This window comes from Nocardiopsis oceani, assembly GCF_054777395.1.
Map to the genome: position 1 here is coordinate 61,386 of NZ_BAAHAR010000026.1, position 16,699 is coordinate 78,084.

Annotated in this window: 12 protein-coding genes and 1 riboswitch; of the genes, 10 read left to right on the forward strand and 2 right to left on the reverse strand. The window is 69.4% G+C overall.

Translation table 11 applies throughout. The features are described from left to right. The first annotated feature begins 273 nt into the window (after positions 1–273). Complete coding sequence (locus tag ACYVDG_RS16885) at positions 274–666, forward strand: RodZ domain-containing protein (RefSeq protein ID WP_460753163.1); 393 nt, start codon at positions 274–276, stop codon at positions 664–666. A gap of 92 nt (positions 667–758) precedes the next feature. On the opposite strand, the gene pyrE is transcribed toward ACYVDG_RS16885, so the two are convergent. Then, the gene (gene pyrE / locus ACYVDG_RS16890; RefSeq protein WP_460753020.1) at positions 759–1,292 is read right to left on the reverse strand and encodes an orotate phosphoribosyltransferase; all 534 of its coding nucleotides are present in this window, start codon (positions 1,290–1,292) and stop codon (positions 759–761) included. A gap of 127 nt (positions 1,293–1,419) precedes the next feature. Between pyrE and cutA the strand changes: the two genes are divergently transcribed. The 4 genes from cutA to ACYVDG_RS16910 all read left to right on the forward strand — a co-directional run bounded on the left by cutA (position 1,420) and on the right by ACYVDG_RS16910 (position 3,921). Next, positions 1,420–1,761, forward strand: a complete 342-nt coding sequence (gene cutA, locus ACYVDG_RS16895) for a divalent-cation tolerance protein CutA (protein ID WP_460753024.1) — start codon at positions 1,420–1,422, stop codon at positions 1,759–1,761. Next, positions 1,758–2,378: a hypothetical protein gene (locus ACYVDG_RS16900; protein ID WP_460753029.1), complete on the forward strand. Its 621-nt coding sequence runs from the start codon at positions 1,758–1,760 to the stop codon at positions 2,376–2,378. Before cutA ends, ACYVDG_RS16900 begins: the two co-directional genes overlap by 4 nt. Positions 2,379–2,477: 99 nt before the next feature. After that, entirely contained in the window at positions 2,478–3,134 is a 657-nt protein-coding gene (locus ACYVDG_RS16905) for a GNAT family N-acetyltransferase (RefSeq protein WP_460753033.1), read from the forward strand. Positions 3,135–3,348: 214 nt separating this feature from the next. Continuing rightward, complete coding sequence (locus tag ACYVDG_RS16910; protein WP_460753038.1) at positions 3,349–3,921, forward strand: hypothetical protein; 573 nt, start codon at positions 3,349–3,351, stop codon at positions 3,919–3,921. Between the two features lie 248 nt (positions 3,922–4,169). On the opposite strand, the gene ACYVDG_RS16915 is transcribed toward ACYVDG_RS16910, so the two are convergent. Next, positions 4,170–4,925, reverse strand: a complete 756-nt coding sequence (locus tag ACYVDG_RS16915; protein WP_460753041.1) for a hypothetical protein — start codon at positions 4,923–4,925, stop codon at positions 4,170–4,172. A 228-nt stretch (positions 4,926–5,153) separates the two neighbouring features. On the opposite strand from ACYVDG_RS16915, the gene ACYVDG_RS16920 reads away from it, so the two are divergent. The 5 genes from ACYVDG_RS16920 to ACYVDG_RS16940 all read left to right on the forward strand — a co-directional run bounded on the left by ACYVDG_RS16920 (position 5,154) and on the right by ACYVDG_RS16940 (position 16,359). Further along, the gene (locus ACYVDG_RS16920) at positions 5,154–8,141 is read left to right on the forward strand and encodes a sigma-70 family RNA polymerase sigma factor (protein ID WP_460753044.1); all 2,988 of its coding nucleotides are present in this window, start codon (positions 5,154–5,156) and stop codon (positions 8,139–8,141) included. A gap of 195 nt (positions 8,142–8,336) precedes the next feature. Beyond that, positions 8,337–10,121 carry an NYN domain-containing protein gene (locus ACYVDG_RS16925; RefSeq protein WP_460753049.1) on the forward strand — a complete coding sequence of 595 codons (1,785 nt, stop codon included), beginning with the start codon at positions 8,337–8,339 and terminating at the stop codon, positions 10,119–10,121. A 26-nt stretch (positions 10,122–10,147) separates the two neighbouring features. Beyond that, positions 10,148–10,720: a hypothetical protein gene (locus ACYVDG_RS16930; protein WP_460753052.1), complete on the forward strand. Its 573-nt coding sequence runs from the start codon at positions 10,148–10,150 to the stop codon at positions 10,718–10,720. A 397-nt stretch (positions 10,721–11,117) separates the two neighbouring features. Continuing rightward, positions 11,118–11,320, forward strand: a riboswitch (cobalamin riboswitch). 154 nt (positions 11,321–11,474) lie between these two features. After that, a complete protein-coding gene (locus ACYVDG_RS16935; RefSeq protein WP_460753055.1) occupies positions 11,475–15,176 on the forward strand; it encodes a ribonucleoside-diphosphate reductase subunit alpha in 3,702 nt (1,233 codons plus the stop codon). Positions 15,177–15,276: 100 nt separating this feature from the next. After that, positions 15,277–16,359 (forward strand): ribonucleotide-diphosphate reductase subunit beta, encoded by a 1,083-nt coding sequence (locus tag ACYVDG_RS16940; RefSeq protein ID WP_460753058.1) that lies wholly within the window; start codon positions 15,277–15,279, stop codon positions 16,357–16,359. The last annotated feature ends 340 nt before the right edge of the window (positions 16,360–16,699 follow it).

Here is a 16,699-nt window from a genome sequence, read left to right on the forward strand (position 1 = left end):
CACCAGGTGTCGTCCAAGTATCCCGAATAGCCGGAGCCCTTGGAAAGGTCTAGACCAAAATGCTCCGGATCCGCGACGTACCCGCAGCCTACGGGGCTTCAAAGGAGCAGATGGGGCGGGGTGTCGGCAGTGACAAGGGGGTCTGCGTGCATATGTACGAATTGCGGGAAAGCGGCACCTTGCAGTCGACTGCTGTCGCTTTTTGCCGTGATACACGCTACATTCGTCGCCGTGGGAAGGCATAGGAATGATCCGCGCGGCGTCGGCCAGGTGATGGCCATCGTCGGGGTCGTCATGCTCCTGGTCACATTGGTGGCCCTCGGTGGGTACTTTTTGTACCGATCGCTTCCGGGGACCGACGCCAGTGTCAGCGCCAACGCTTCAGAGGCCGCTGCCGACGGGGCGGACGCCGAAGACATGGGCGTCCTGCACATCCGGGTGGTGGGTGAGTCCAGCGACGTGTTCGTCCGGGTCCCCGGCGGGGACGTGCTCCTGGACCAGGAACTCAGCCAGGGCAGCTCGGTGGACTACCCCGACAACGACAACGGCCTCGAGGTCACCATCGCCGACCCGGCCGCCGTAGAGGTCTACGTCAGCGGCGAGCAGCGCGATATCTCAGAGCACGAGTCCGACTACAGCTTCACCCTCCAGCCCGAGGACACCTGAGAAAGCCCTGGGGCCCCTGGGCCCCGGCCGTCCGGTGGGAGCGTTCACGAGCCCACCGGGTCGGCCTTCGGGCCCTCGGACCAGCCTTCGGATCACACGTCCAGGTCGGACACCTCGAAGACGGGCCGGTACTCCAGGCCCTCCTCCTCCAGCCGCCCGCGCGCTCCGCGGTCGACGATCAGGGCGACGCCCACGACCTCGGCGCCCTCCTCGCGCAGCGCCTCCACGGCGGTCATGACCGAACCGCCCGTGGTGGAGGTGTCCTCCAGCGCCAGCACGCGGCGCCCCTTCACGTCCGGGCCCTCGATCCGGCGCTGTAGGCCGTGCGCCTTGCCCGCCTTGCGGACCACGAAGGCGTCCAGTGCCCGGCCCCGGGCGTGCGCGGCGTGCAGCATCGCTGAGGCCACCGGGTCCGCGCCCAGGGTCAGGCCGCCCACCGAGTCGAACTCCAGGTCCGCGACGGTGTCCAGCAGGACGGAGCCGACCAGCGGGGCCGCCTCGCCGTCCAGGGTGATCCGGCGCAGGTCGACGTAGTAGTCGGCCTCCTTGCCGGAGGAGAGGGTCACCTTCCCGCGCACGACCGCCTTATCGTTGACCTGACGCAGGAGTTCATCACGTTCGCTCATGACCAGTGAGCCTAGAACACCGGGCGGGGCCGCGCGGACCGGCGCGGTCCTGTTCAGGCGATCCGAACCAGGCACCCGAGCCAACCAGAACCCGAGTCAGCCAGAACCCGAGTCAGATGGGGTGACCATGCACGAGCCAGCCGAGACCGTCCGGGTGGAGACCACCGTCGACAGCCGTGAGGGAGCCGAGGAGGTGGCCGCCTCGGTGATCGGGAGCCGGCTGGCGGCCTGCGCCCAGGTGAGCGGACCCATTACCAGCTTCTACCGCTGGGAGGGCGAGACACAGTCCGACGAGGAGTGGATGGTCGTGATCAAGACCGCGGCCGACCGTCTGGACGATCTCGTCTCACACGTGGTCGAGGTCCACCCTTACGACGTCCCCGAGGTCGTGGCCGTCCCGGTTACGGGCGGCAACCCCGGATACCTGGACTGGGTCCGTGACGAGACCCGCGGGAGCGGCCCCGCGTGATCGTCGTCCTGCTACCCCCCACCCTCCGAACCCCCTTCTCCCTGCCAAGGGCAGCGGAGGAGCTCACCGCCCGGGGGCACACTCCGGTGTTCCCCGAGATCCCGGATGACGACACCGCTCCCCACGCTGCCCGATACGTGGCCAGGGCGAGTCTCGAGGTCAACCGGCTGGTCGGCGCGGACTCCCGGACGGTGCTCGTCGCCGAAGGCGACGCCGGGCCGCTCCTGGGGGCGGTGGGCGCGGCCCAGCGCGCCGCCCACCGTCCCGTGCTCGGCTACGTGCTGGTGGACGCGCCGCTGCCGCAGCCGGGCAGTCCGACGCGCGACGACATCTCCCGCAACCAGGAGCTCACCGGGCTTCCGCCCAGGCCGGGGGAGCCCGCCTCCTACAGCACCGAGCGCCTGCCCACGGTGCCGGACTGGCCGGACGCGCCGTGCGGCTACCTGCTCTCCGACCGCGCCTACGCGCACCCCGCACACCTGGCCGGAATGCGCGGCTGGGAGGTCCGGGACACCACGGGGGATGCGGAGTCCGGGGCCGGGCAGGCACGTGCGGCTCGGGAAGAGGGCCGGGCCGCCCGGGAACTCGCCGCGGTCATCGACGAGATCACCCGCTGACCACCGCGGCCGTGGCTGTCGTCCAGAGCGGGACGGAGCAGGGCCGGGACCGCGGGAAATCCGGGTGACATCGGGGTACCGCGCGACCAGAATCGGGACATGATCGCCGACCACTTTCCCCCGTTGGGACTGCGCCTGAACACGCCCCGCCTGCAGTTGCGGATGCCGTCGGACGACGACCTCGCCCAGCTGGCCGAGGCCGCGCTCAGCGGTGTCCACGACCCCCCGGAGATGCCCTTCATCCACCCGTGGACCGATCAGGCGCCCGGCCCTCTGGCCAGGGGAGTCCTACAGCACAACTGGCTTTCCATGGCCTCCTGGACGCCGGAGGACTGGACGTTCAACGGGGTCGTCGTGCACGAGGGCACCGTCATCGGCATCCAGGACATGAGGGCGAAGAACTTCGGGGTGGCCCGCCAGGTGGGGACCGGTTCGTGGCTTGCCCAGCGGTACCAGGGCCGGGGGCTCGGCACGGAGATGCGGGCCGCCGTCCTGCACCTGGCCTTCGAAGGGTTGGGCGCGGACGCTGCGGTATCGGCGGCCTTCGAGTCCACCGAAGCCTCGCACAGGGTGTCGCGGAAGCTGGGGTACCGGCCGGACGGGACCAGGCTGGTCGCGGTCCGGGACAGACAGGTCAGCGAGACCCTGTACCGGTTGACCAGGGAGGAATGGGAGAAGCACCGCTCGGTTCCGGTGGAGGTCGAGGGCCTGGAGCCCTGCCTGCCGTATTTCGGCCTGGGTGAGCTTCCCGACTAGGCGAGCTGCCCGCCCAGTGGTTGCGCCGACGTTCGCGCCGACGGAAACACCGTGGAACTGCGGGTGCGCAACTCGGAAATCCACCAGATCGCGATGCGCTTTTTAGGGCTTATGTGGCGCTCTGGTGATGGTGGTTATCAAGTGAATGTTTATGTGTGCTTTCCTAGGCTTTGTGCCCGGACGCGCCGCGCGTCGAGCGGAAGGGGAAGCATTCATGAACCACGACGAACACGAGGTACGGGGTCACGCTGAGCCTCGGGACCTCGGCGGTACGCTCCCCGCTACGCCGTACGCGGTCGAGCGGCCCGGGCCCCACCAGCCCACCGGGCCCAACCAGGCGCCCTGGGCCAGTACGCCGCCCCCACCGCAGGAGGCGCCGCGGTCGCGTACCTTCGCGGCCGACGCCTACGCCGAGGCCTTCCTCTTGGGCGGTGCCCGGCCCGGGAGCGCCGACCAGGGACCGCCCGCCCCCGGCGCGCGCCACGCACCGCCCCCGGCGCACCACCACCGGCCCCCGGCCCCTCCCTCGAGTCCCACTCCGGTCCCCGCTCCTCCCGCGGGACACCACCGGCCCCCGGCCCCGCACCCCGACCCCAACGGTTTCGCCGCACCGCCGCCCCAGGGGCAGCGCTATGCGGGAGCGCCACCGGAGGACGTCCCGCCGCCCGGGCCCCACCAGCCCGGCCAGCAGGGCCCGCCTCAGCAGGCACAGGTCGGCCCGTACCAGATTCCTGCGCCCTCCTACGCGACCCCGCCCGGGCAGAATCCCCCGCCCCCGCTGCGCTAGCGGGCTGTCCGAGACATCGGGTCAGCCCGTCGTCCCCTGTCATGACGGAAGGCGCGCCCGCCTCCCCTGTGCGAGCGCGCCTCCGGGCGCCGCCGCTGTGCGGCGCCTGTTCGTCCGACGGTCCCGGGGCCGCCCTCTCCTGGGGGCCAGAGGGCCCGAGGGCCTCGTCGGACTGCCGCCCGGACCGGGGCCTCCCCCCTCAAGGAGGTCCGCGCGGTCCGGAACGGCGTCAGTGGGTCTTCATCGGGTCACTCGTGCCGCCGGACCCTCCCCAGGCCGTCCAAGAGAGCCGCCGCCTCCCGGTGGGTTCCGGGCATCCGGATCGACCACACGGCGGCCCCGTATTCCCAACCGGTCGTGGAGCGCAGCTCCTCGAGGCCGACGCCCAGACCGGGACCGTCTTCGGCGAGCACAGCGATCCGGCCCCGGCTCGCCAGGCACAGTGATTCGCCTTGGGTGAAGAACCTGCGCAGCTCGTGTCCGAGCACGATCAGCCGGGCGGTCCTCCGCCAGGGGTCGAGCGAGGGGTCCAACGTCACTACGACCAGCCGGTACCCGAACGCGGCGGGCACCGTCTCGTTCGCGCCCCGGTACAGCTCGCCGACCCGCGTACGCAGGTAGGACTCGCTGGCCAGCCCGGTGAGCGGGTCCTGGCAGGTGGTGCGGCTCCGGCCGCCCTGGGCCCACCCCTCGGCCAGGGACCGGGCGAGCGCCAGCGGAAGCTGCTCCCAGCCCACGACCCGCGCGAAGGCGTCGAGGTCGTTGAGCGCCCGGCCGATCTCTACCCCTGATCGGGCGCGCGCCTCACCGAGCCGGGCACAGGCGGCCTCCAGGTCGCCCCCGGCCGCCTGTGTCTCACAGACGGCGTCCACCGAGGGTGTCCACCAGTCCTCGGCGGGATCCCAACCCTCCTCCCTGCTCCGGCGCCCCCACGGCGCACGGAGTTCCCGGGCACGGTGAACCGAACGGTCCCGTGTTCCGGTCCCCACATCGCTTTCGCCCATGGCCTTGCTCCCGGTCGTCGTTGTGCCAGGTGAACGGAGGTGGGCCCGCGCCCCCGCGGTGGGCCCGCCTCCCTTCGCCCTCACCCCTAATCACGGAGATCGGTGGCGGCTATGACGCGAATACGGGATATTTTTTCGAGTACGTGTTTTCGGACATCCAGCTCATGCCCCTCGCCCCCTGGTTCCGGCTTGTGGCGGGGCGACGGATGATGAAGGAAAGGGAGCCGGGTGGCGGACGCCGAAGGCGATCACACGGAGACGCTCACCGGTGACGCGGAGATCATCGAACGGGTGAAGGCGGGCGACAACGCCGCCTACGGGACCCTCTACGAACGCCACGCCATGGCTGCCCGGGGGCTGGCCCGACAGCTCTTGCGGGGCGAGGCCGAGGTCGAGGACGCGGTTGCTGAGGCGTTCACCAAGGTGCTCAGCGTCATCCAGCGCGGAGGCGGTCCCAATGACGCGTTCCGTCCGTACCTCCTCACCGCGGTCAGGAACGCGGCCTACGACCGGGGCAGAGGGGAGAAGCGCAATGTCGTCACGGACGACATGGAGAGCTTCGACTCCGGCGAGCCCTTCGTCGACCCCGCCTTGGAGGGACTCGAGCGCTCGCTGATCGCCCGCGCCTTCCTCTCCCTGCCGGAACGCTGGCAGTCGGTGCTGTGGCACACGGAGATCGAGGGGGCCAAACCCGCCGAGGCGGCGACCATCCTCGGGATGAACGCCAACGGTGTGGCCGCGCTTGCCTACCGGGCAAGGGAGGGACTGCGCCAGGCCTACCTCCAGATGCATCTGGCCGGTGGGGGAGCGGCACCCAACTGCCGCCCCACGCTCGGCCTGCTCGGCGCCTACGTGCGCGGCGGCCTCTCCAAGCGCGACACCACCAAGGTCGACCGGCACATGGACGACTGCGCGGACTGCCGCGAGGTGTACGCGGAACTGATGGACGTCAATGTCGGGCTGCGCGGGATCGTCCTTCCGCTGGTCGTCGGCTTCGGCGCCACGGGATACGCCGCTGCGGCCCAGGGCGGTGCCGCCAGCGGTGCTTGGTGGAACCGGATGTCCCGGCGCCAGCAGCAGGCCACGGCCGGGTCGGCGGCGGCCGCCGGTGTTGCCGTCGCGGTCGCGCTCGCCCTGGTCGGCGGTCAGGAGCCGATCCCGGACCCGCCGCCCGCTGCCGCGCCGCCGGTCGATGCGCCCGCCGATGACCCCCCGGGCGACCCGCCGCCCGCCCCGCCGGAGGACGACCCGCCCGAGGACGACCCGCCGGAACCCGAGTCACCGGACGCCCCGGAACCGGTGCCGGCACCGCCCGCGGACATCCCCGCCGCCGAGGTTCCAGACCCGGAACCGCCCGCACCGGAAGAACCGGAAGCGCCCGAAGCTCCCGAAGAGCCGGAAGAGCCCGAGGCCCCCGACGCCCCCGAGGAGCCCGACGAACCTGAGGAGCCAGAGGAGCCCGAACCCGAGTTCGCGGCCGGTATCGACCCGGTCGGATCGCTGGTCCCGGGTGGCGACGGGATCATGGTGCTGGACGTGCTCAACACGGGTGCGGCCACGGTCGAGGACGTGGTCGCGGAGATCAGCCTGCCGCCCGGCGTGGAGATGGTCTCCTCCGGAGGCGCGGGCAACGCTGTGCCGATGGTGGACGGCCAAGGCGACTGGGGCTGCTCGGCCGGGAGCGGCGGCGGCGCATGCCACCGTTCCGCGATGGACGAGGGGGAGAGCAGCACCCAGTTCTTCGACGTCCGGGTGGCGCCCGGCGCCGACGTGGACGTGCCTGCCAGCGTGGTGGTCTCCTCCGGAGAGGTGAGCTTCAGCGCCACCGGTGAGCGCGGGGTGAACCCGGAAGGGACCGCCGCCCGCTACGCGACGGCGGGGCCGGTGCGCACGGAGTCCGTGGGCAACTCCCTGATGACCTGCACTGAGCCGGAGAAGCCGGAGGGCGGCTGGCCCTGGCCGTGGTGGGGGTGGCCGCGCGACTCGGAGACCCCCGGGGACGAGGCCCCCTTGGGCGAGAACCCGGAGGCCCCGGATGCCCCGGATGCCCCGGGAAGCCCGGAGAGCGCGCCCGCGCCGGAGGGCGCTCCCAGCGCGCCTCCGGAAGGGGAGGGCGACGCCGACCTGCGCAGATCCCCGTCAGAGCAGGCCGATTCCGGCACGGATGTGACGGACGGGATCGGTGATGTCCTCGGGGACGATGGTGTTCTCGGCGGGTCCGAGGACGAATCCGACAACGATGTTCCCGAAGAACCCGACGGCGACGGGTCCGGCGGGGAGGGGGCCGACTCGGAGCCGGCGCCCGGCTCCGACGCGCCCGGAGCACCCTTCCCCGACCCGACCGACGAGGGGTACACCGAGGATCCCGAGGAGGAGGGGGAAGGTGACGAGGAGTCCGAGGAGAAGCCGGGGCCCTGCGCGGACGCACGCGAGCGGGTCGGTGACCAGATCGACAACGACAACTGGGTGATGGCGCCCCTCGACCGCGATTGGGACCCCACGACGACCTCCTCCAGCTCCGCCACCTGGGAACTCCCCGCCGGTGGTTCGGTGCGCTGGGCCGGCCTGTACTTCTCCGCGGCGGGCAGTCCGGAGGCGCCGACCGCTCGGATCAAGGGTCCGGGCATGGCCGCCTACACGACGGTCGCCGCCGCCGACACCGGGGTGGTCGACCTGCCCGGCTATCAGGCCTACCAGGCGTTCGCCGACGTCACCGAGCTGGTGCGCGAAGGGGGCGGCGGCGAGTGGTGGGTCGGTGACATCCCGGCTATGGAGGGCCGGGGGGTCCACGCCGGCTGGAGCATGGTGGTGGTGCTGGAGGATCCGGCGGTGGACGGGTACCAGCAGGCGATGGTCCTGGACCAGAGCACCGCCGTCTTCCAGGACCCGGAGGGTGCACGGTTCCCTGTGTCCGGCCTGTTGCCGGAATCGGTGCCGACCCGGTTCGACGCCGTGGTTTGGGAGGGCGATGCCGATCTCGGCGGCGACCGGGTGACGGTGGACGGGACACCGGTCGCGCCGACGGAGGGGTACGGCAGCATCGACAACGCCTTCGTGAGTTCCGCGCGCGGAGTGGTCGGTGATCCGATGACCTTCGGGACCGACGTGGTCCGATTCGACGCAGTACTTGGACGTGAATCGGAAATCCGAATCCCGTCCGGGCAGGACGCCCTGTTGGTCGGGGCCGTCGCGCTGACGGCCCCGATGCGCACCTGATGTTGACGATCGCGCGGGGTTTCCGTGACCCCGAGATGACCGGAACACCGCGAGCCACCCAGGAAACGTGCTTTGCGTATTCGGACCGTAACTAGGGGTATTTAACTGTCGCGCACAAAACGAGACAGACTTGGCTAGGCTGTGCCCCGGCCATGGAAATGGCCCCAGAGATCGAAGGGAAGGGGGCGGTGACACGTGGACCGCTGCGCGTTGTTCGTCGACGCGGGATACCTTCTCGCCGACGGCGCGATGGCCGTGCACGGAACCCGTAACCGGGACTCCGTCGCCTGGGATTACTCCGGTCTCGTCCAGTTCCTCAACGAGGTCGCGCGAGACCGGACGGGGCTGCCGCTCCTGCGCTGCTACTGGTACGAGGCGGTCGCCGACGACCGGCGGGCGCAGGAGCAGGACGGCATCGCGGACATCCCCGGGATCAAGTTCCGGGCCGCCCGCATACGGCCCGGCCGCAGGGAGGGAGTGGAGAGCTACGTCCAGCGCGACCTCGCCACCCTCGCCCGCACCGGTGTCCTGTGCGACGCGGTCCTGGTCAGCGGCGATGAGGACATGGCGTCCGTGGTCGCGGACGTCCAGGACATGGGTGTGCGCGTGACCGTCGTGCACATCTCCGTGGAAGGCAACTGGACCATCTCCCGCGCACTGCGCAGGGAGTGCGACGACCTCATCGAGATCGGCGCCGGGCACCTCCGCCCCCACGTCAACCTCCTCTCCAACGGTGGTTCCACCCAGGAGAACGCCGCCAAGACCACCACGCCCTTCGCGAACGGCCGCGCCCGGCCCGCGCAGGAGCCGCCGAGCCAGCCCGCAGCCGCGAACACCGGTCGCGTCGAGCCGGTCAACACCTCCACCGGCGGGCTCGAAGCGATGTTCACGGGCACCGGAGGCCAGTCGGTACCCCAGGGCAGTGCCATGGAGCAGCTGCGTGCGATGCGCCGCTCAATAGCGGAACAGCGGGGTGTCGACCACCTGGCCGGGCCGGGGGCGGAGAACACGCCGCCGGGCGCGATCGACGCCAACGGCTTCCCCTCGGGCGGACAGGTCCCGCCCGGGGTGAACGGTACCGGGGCCTATCCCGGTGCCACCGGAGGGCATCCGGCCCAGAACGGCCACCCCCCTCAAGGCGGTCCGCCGCCTCAGGGAAGCCATCCGCCCCAAGGCGGTCATCCGGGCCAGACCGGCCATCCGCCCCAGGCCGGGCACCCGGTCCAGGGCGGCCAAGGCGGTTACGGACCACCGGGTACCGGAGGGCACCAGCCCATGCGCGGCGCGGAGCCGGGGGTCTACGGACTCCCTGGCAGACCGGCGCCCGGCCAGGGGCCCCCGATGACCGGACCCCAGCAGTCCTTCAACGGAACCGGGCCCCAGCAGTCCTTCACTGGAACGGGGCCGCAGGCGGCGTTCGGCAGCGGGACCGGGCCGCAGAACTCCTTCGCCGACCACCAGCAGGTGCCGCCGAGGAGGGATGCTCCGCCTCCCCAGCAGGACCCGAGGTTCGGGCCCGGACCAGGCGAGGAACCCGGTTTCGGAGGTGGGGCAGACGCAAACCCTACCTATGGGACCAGTACGGAAACTGACACCGCGTACAGCGGTGCCGCCTCGCCCCCGCACGGGGGAGGGCGACCTACTGGTCCCGAGTACCACCGCCGGTTCGGTGCCGGTACCTACCAGGAATCCAGCCCTAGTCCTGGATATGCCCAGCAGACCGGCCCCGCCGCGCATACCGTTGATGATGCGGTGCACGTCGCGCGCAAGGAAGGGAACGACTTCGCGGAATCGATCGCACGTGAGGCGCCCGTCCTGTGGGTGGAGGCGGTCCTCGCCCGCAGGCCGCGGATGCCTTCGGATCTGGAGGCACGCCTGCTCCAGGGGTCCTCACTCCCGATCGACCACCTGTTGCGCGACGAGGTCCGTGACGGGTTGCGCCAGGGGTTCTGGCAGGCGTTGGAGCGTGCCAGGCCCTGATCGGTGCGTGGGATTGCGAATAGGGGATGGGGGCGATGCGGTTGACCCGCGTGACGACGGCGGAACTCGACCGACTGGAGTTCCACGCTGTCCGATCCGGTGAACACGGTCGGATCGCCGCCCAGCTACTGGATCTGGCGAACCGGGTGGACGCCGGCAGCGAGGTCACCCGTGCGGAGCTGTTCGTGCGTTCGGGCGAACAGTGGGAGATCGCACAGGAGTTCGAGCGAGCCTGTGCCGCCTACCAGCGGGCCATCGACGACGGCGGCCCCACAGTGGTCGACGCGCACGCCCTGAGCGCGGGAGCCCTGCTCCAGCTGGACGAGCGCGAACAGGCCCACGAGCACCTCAAGCGGTTGGAGGCCGGGGAGCACGTCGAGCTCCCCACCCACATCCACGTCGCGGAGGTGCTCTACGCACACGACGACCTCGAGGGTGCCGAACGCTGGGCGACCGCCGGTGCCCGCCGTTTCACGGGCGGGTCCCAGCCCGCCTACGCGCGCGATCTCTTCGTGGAGCTCCTGAGGATCCGGTTCCGGATCAGGACCGACATGGGACTGGTCGAGGACGACCTGGACCTCCTGCTCGACGAGGAGTGAGCTTTCCGACGCGTTCGCGGAGATTCGGATCCCGGGGGCGCGACGGAACCTTCCGCGCTCGGCCGCGTGGTGTGTGTCTCGGTCCCTCTCAGGCGGCCGCGTGCGCCGGGTCCCAGGCGTGCTGTGCCCGTCCCGCTCGGGCCCCCTCCGAACGGTTCCAGGCCTTCTTGTGGTGCCTCTCTCGGGTCACCACGGACGTGTCCGCCCCGCCGACGTTCTAGGCTGTGTCCGACCCCCTCCGGAAGCGTTTGAACGCGGCCCATCGTGCACCGGATTCGGGTGCCTGCGCGGTGCCCATACCACGCTCCGCGCGTATGTTCGGCACTCATCGAAGAATCCGAGAAATCTACGACACGCCATCATCTTGCGGTGTTCCAAGGTGACAGACCCTAGATGTAGTATCTGTCCCGCTGGTGGTTCACCGGGGTTCCTGACCCTGGTGAGGCAAGAGGGAACCCGGTGGGAATCCGGGGCTGCCCCGCAGCGGTAAGCGGGAACGAAGGCCGTCACACGCACTGGGAACCCCCTACGAGGTCCTGGGAAGCGACGGCGAGTAGGTCGCCCGCGAGTCCGAAGACCTGCCACCGGCGCGCACCCCCACGTGCGTGACGACGGAGCTTCGAGGGCGAGCTGCCGCGACCCGCCTGCGGACCGCGCGTATCCAGTACGCCGGTTCTCCGGTGAGCCCGCACGCTTGTCACTCGTGACCCCGTTCCCCGCCGGGACTCTTCTTTACTGAGGTTGGAGCCGCTGTATGACCCTTGACGTCGAGGCCGTGCCCGCATCCGATCGGCGCGAGCCGAACAACGGCGGTGGCGCCCGCGCCGCCATCGACCGGATCGAGCACGTCGTTACCGAGGCCTGTGCGCGGCTCACCGGTGTTTCGGCGAACAAGGTCCTCACCGAGGCGCGCCGCGGCTTCTACCCCGGGATCCCCGACCACGAGGTCGAGCTGGCCCTGGTCATGGCCGCCCGGAGCTTCGTGGAGGTCGACCCGAACTACTCCTACGTGGCCGCCCGCCTGCTGCTGGACAAGCTCCGCACCGAGGCCCTGACCTTCGTCAGCGGCGCCCCCGAGAACGCCGGCCAGACCGAGATGTCCGACCGCTACGCGACCTACCTGGCCGCCTACGTGGGCCGCGGTATCGACCTCGGGCAGCTGGACCCGGCGCTGGCCAAGTTCGACCTGGAGCGCCTGGGCAAGGCCCTGCACGCCGAGCGCGACGAGCAGTTCACCTTCCTCGGCATCCAGACCTTGTACGACCGCTACTTCCTGCACAGCGACGAGGTCCGCTACGAGCTGCCGCAGGCGTTCTTCATGCGCGTCGCGATGGGCCTGGCGCTCAACGAGGACGACCGCGAGGCCCGCGCGATCGAGTTCTACGAGCTGCTGAGCTCGTTCGACTTCATGGCCTCCACACCCACCCTGTTCAACTCGGGAACGGTGCGCGCGCAGCTGTCGTCCTGCTTCCTCACGACGGTCGGCGACGACCTCCAGGACATCTTCCACGGCATCAGCAACAACGCGATGCTCTCCAAGTACTCGGGCGGCCTCGGCAACGACTGGACCCCGGTCCGCGGCCTGGGCTCGCACATCAAGGGCACCAACGGCAAGAGCCAGGGGGTCGTCCCGTTCCTGAAGATCGCCAACGACACCGCCGTGGCGGTCAACCAGTGCTTCGCACCCGACACCCCCGTTTACACGGCTGACGGCTGCAAGTCCATCTCAGACATCCGAGTCGGCGACCTGGTCCTTGGACACAGCGGAAACTACCGCGAGGTCACCGACGTCATGATGTACGACCAGGTGGACCCGATGGTTCAACTGACCATCAAGCACTCGGTTGAGGACATCAAGGTCACTTCAGGCCACCCCTTCTACGCGATCCAGGGTGTGCCTCTGGGGCAGTCGAACAGCAGGACCCTGAAGTGGCTTGCCGACGACAAGGTGCGGGCCGAGTGGGTTGACGCGGGGCAGTTGTCCGCTGGCGACTACGTCGGTCAGGTCGTCCCCAAGGAAGTCGTTCCCGTAGAAGGCTTCGGTGAGGACGATGCCCGGCTCTACGGGATCCTGCTGGGTGATGGCCACCTGTCCAAGAACGGTTCGCAGTGGGGGGTCTCCGGCAACCCGGAGCTCGACAATCACCTCGACTTCGTGCGTTCCTATCTGGAAGAGCGGGGGATCCACTACTGGGAGAGCGGTCGGGACGAGACCTACCTCCAGATCCACTGGGCCTTCGGCAGGGGGGGCGTTCGCGATTCCGAGTCGGGGCGAATCACCGGTGCGGGAGAAGCGACCCTCCCCTTCACCGCGGAGGACATCTACGACGCAGACCACGCCAAGCGCATCTCCCGCAGGTTCAGCCATCTCCCGCACGCGCAGAGCCGCGCGTTGCTGCGGGGCCTGCTGGAGACTGACGGAGGCGTCTCCCGCGGAGTGGAGATCTACTTCACTTCCACGTCTCGCCCGCTGGCAATGGGTGTTCGCTACCAGTTGCTGCGCCTTGGAGTTCCGGCTGCCGGACAGTACCGGGAGCGCGAGCAGTCGCATACTGGTCGGCGTTCGGACGGCACGGAGATCGCCTTCTCCGGCGTGGTGAAGTCGTTCGACATCCGGGTCCCGGCGGTGGAGGGCATCGCGGAGCTCGTCGGCTGCCGCCCGCTGACCAAGCGCAACTGGATCGAACACCAGGGGATGCTCTTCACCCGGGTCCGGGACGTTGCCGAGATCGATGTCGAGCCCACGGTGTTCGACCTCAAGGTCGAGACCGACGAGACGTACATGACCGCCGCTGGTCTAGTGCACAACGGGGGCAAGCGCAAGGGCGCGGTCTGCGCCTACCTGGAGACCTGGCACATCGACATCGAGGAGTTCCTCGACCTCCGGAAGAACACGGGTGACGAGCGCCGCCGCACCCACGACATGAACACCGCGAACTGGGTTCCGGACCTGTTCATGAAGCGTGTGGAGGAGCAGGGCACCTGGACCCTGTTCTCGCCGGACGAGGTTCCCGACCTGCACGACAAGTACGGCAAGGACTTCGCCGAGGCCTACGAGAAGTACGAGGCCGAAGCCGAGGCCGGCCGGATCAAGGTCTCCAAGAAGATGCCCGCGGTGGACCTGTGGCGCCGCATGCTCACCATGCTGTTCGAGACCGGCCACCCGTGGATCACCTTCAAGGACCCGTCGAACCTGCGCTCGCCGCAGCAGCACTCCGGTGTGGTGCACTCCTCCAACCTGTGCACCGAGATCACGCTGAACACCGACAAGGACGAGGTCGCGGTCTGCAACCTCGGCTCGGTCAACCTGCCCCAGCACGTGGGCCAGGACGGCATCGACGCCGAGCGCCTGCGCCGGACCGTCCGCACCGCCGTGCGCATGCTGGACAACGTCATCGACGTGAACTTCTACACGATCCCCGAGTCGTACCGCGCCAACATGCGCCACCGCCCGGTCGGCCTGGGTCTCATGGGCTTCCAGGACGCGCTGTTCAAGATCCGCACCCCGTTCGGTTCCGAGGGCGCGGTGAACTTCGCGGACGAGAGCATGGAGCTGATCAGCTACTACGCCATCGAAGCGTCCATGGAGCTGGCCGGCGAGCGCGGCGCGTACGAGAGCTTCGACGGTTCCCTGTGGAGCAAGGGCGTCCTGCCGATCGACTCCCTGAACCTGCTCGCCGACGCCCGCGGCGGTGGTGACCTCGTCATGGACCGCGGCGAGACCCTGGACTGGGACTCCCTGCGCGAGCGCGTCAAGTCCGGCGGGATGCGCAACTCCAACGTCATGGCGATCGCGCCGACGGCGACCATCGCCAACATCACCGGCGTCGGCCAGTCGATCGAGCCGGTCTACCGGAACCTGTTCGTCAAGTCGAACATGTCCGGCGACTTCACCGTGGTCAACGACTACCTGGTCCGCGACCTCAAGGAGCGCGGTCTCTGGGACGACGACATGGTCTCCGAGCTGAAGATGCACGACGGCAGCCTGGGCAACATCGACCGGGTCCCGGACGACCTCAAGGCCCTGTACGCGACCGCGTTCGAGGTCGACCCGACCTGGCTGGTGGACGCGGGCTCGCGCCGCCAGAAGTGGATCGACCAGGCGCAGTCCCTGAACCTGTACATGGGCGCGCCCAGCGGCCGCAAGCTGGACGCCCTGTACCGCCACGCCTGGCGCTCCGGTCTGAAGACCACCTACTACCTGCGTTCGCAGAGCGCCACGCACGTCGAGAAGAGCACGCTGAAGGGCACGGACGGCCGTCTCAACGCGGTCTCGGCAACCCCGACCGCGGCGCCTGCTCCGGCCGCCAGCCCGGCGCCGAGCCCGAGCCCGTCCCCCAGCCCGAGTCCGGCCCCGGCCCCGGCGGCCGCGCCCGCCGAGCCCGAGGACGAGTTCGAGATCGTCGACGGCCAGGCGTGCGGCATCGAGGACCCCGAGTGCGAGGCCTGCCAGTAACGGCGGACGTGCCGGGTGGGGGCGGCCGCCGTCCCCGCCCGGCGATCCTTCTCTTCCAGCAGACGACACCGGTCCGACCGGAGAACGGAAAGCACCGAGCATGACCGCGGTTTCCGAGAACAACACCGCATCCACCACAGGCCTTGGTGAGATCCAGCGCGACGCGGAGCGCGTCAACGTCGACGACAAGTCGATGATCAACGCCCGCGCCGACGTCAACCAGCTGCTGCCCCTCAAGTACACCTGGGCGTGGGACAAGTACCTGGCCGGGTGCAACAACCACTGGATGCCCACCGAAGTCGCCATGCAGGCCGATATCGCGCTGTGGAAGTCCAAGGACGGGCTGACCGAGGACGAGCGCCTCATGCTGAAGCGCAACCTCGGCTTCTTCGCCACCGCCGAGTCGTTGGTGGCCAACAACATCGTCCTGGCCGTGTACCGGCAGCTCACCAACCCGGAGTGCCGCCAGTACCTTCTGCGCCAGGCCTTCGAGGAGGCCGTGCACACGCACACCTTCCAGTACATCTGCGAGAGTCTCGGCCTGGACGAGGGCGAGCTCTTCAACATGTACCGCGAGGTCCCCTCGATCACCGCGAAGGACGCCTGGGCGCTCAAGTACACCCAGAACCTCGAGGACCCGGAGTTCAGCACCGGCACGCCCGAGGCCGACCAGGCTTTCCTGCGTGACCTGGTCGCGTTCTACGTGATCTTCGAGGGCATGTGGTTCTACACCGGTTTCGCGCAGATCCTCTCGCTGGGCCGCCGCAACAAGATGGTCGGGATCGCCGAGCAGTACCAGTACATCCTGCGCGACGAGTCGATCCACCTGAATTTCGGCATCGACGTGATCAACCAGATCAAGATCGAGAACCCGCACCTGTGGTCCGAGGAGTTCCAGGCCGAGGTCCGGCAGATGCTCACCGAGGCCTGTGAGCTCGAGGTCGCCTACGGCCGCGAGACCATGCCGCGGGGTGTACTGGGCCTCAACGCCGAGCTGTGCGAGAAGTACATGCACTTCATCACCGACCGCCGTGCCGAGCAGATCGGCCTGGCGCCGATCTTCGGTGAGACGGAGAACCCCTTCCCGTGGATGTCGGAGATGATGGACCTCCAGAAGGAGAAGAACTTCTTCGAGACCCGAGTGATCGAGTACCAGACGGGTGGCGGCCTGGACTGGGACTAGATCCCTCACCGGAGAACCGCGGTTCTCCCCTCCAACGGCCCGGGGTGGGCGCGCACCCCGGGCCGTTCGCGTACCCGGACCCGGTGCCACCATTCCCGCGGTATTCGACTACGCTGAGTCAAAGGACCTACCTTTGAAAATGCGGCCAAACGGGCACGAATACAGGCACTTGTTCGCAAACGACGCCGGTTTCCAGTCAGTGTCTTTCTTGGTCACCGAATGGAAACGATTCAAGATTTCGCGAACCTTGACCGATTCGGGTCTCGCGGAAGGGTGTGTGCTGCGCTAGCGTTCCCATGTCGTTTCCCACCGCGTCGCGTGTGCGCGCACCTACGTGCGC

Excerpts from the sequence above, each read along its gene's own strand:
- ACYVDG_RS16885 (WP_460753163.1), top strand. The coding sequence starts at position 274 with ATGGCCATCGTCGGGGTCGTCATGCTCCTGGTCACATTGGTGGCCCTC.
- pyrE (WP_460753020.1), bottom strand. The coding sequence starts at position 1,292 with ATGAGCGAACGTGATGAACTCCTGCGTCAGGTCAACGATAAGGCGGTC.
- cutA (WP_460753024.1), top strand. The coding sequence starts at position 1,420 with ATGCACGAGCCAGCCGAGACCGTCCGGGTGGAGACCACCGTCGACAGC.
- ACYVDG_RS16905 (WP_460753033.1), top strand. The coding sequence starts at position 2,478 with ATGATCGCCGACCACTTTCCCCCGTTGGGACTGCGCCTGAACACGCCC.
- ACYVDG_RS16910 (WP_460753038.1), top strand. The coding sequence starts at position 3,349 with ATGAACCACGACGAACACGAGGTACGGGGTCACGCTGAGCCTCGGGAC.
- ACYVDG_RS16915 (WP_460753041.1), bottom strand. The coding sequence starts at position 4,925 with ATGGGCGAAAGCGATGTGGGGACCGGAACACGGGACCGTTCGGTTCAC.
- ACYVDG_RS16930 (WP_460753052.1), top strand. The coding sequence starts at position 10,148 with ATGGGGGCGATGCGGTTGACCCGCGTGACGACGGCGGAACTCGACCGA.
- ACYVDG_RS16935 (WP_460753055.1), top strand. The coding sequence starts at position 11,475 with ATGACCCTTGACGTCGAGGCCGTGCCCGCATCCGATCGGCGCGAGCCG.
- ACYVDG_RS16940 (WP_460753058.1), top strand. The coding sequence starts at position 15,277 with ATGACCGCGGTTTCCGAGAACAACACCGCATCCACCACAGGCCTTGGT.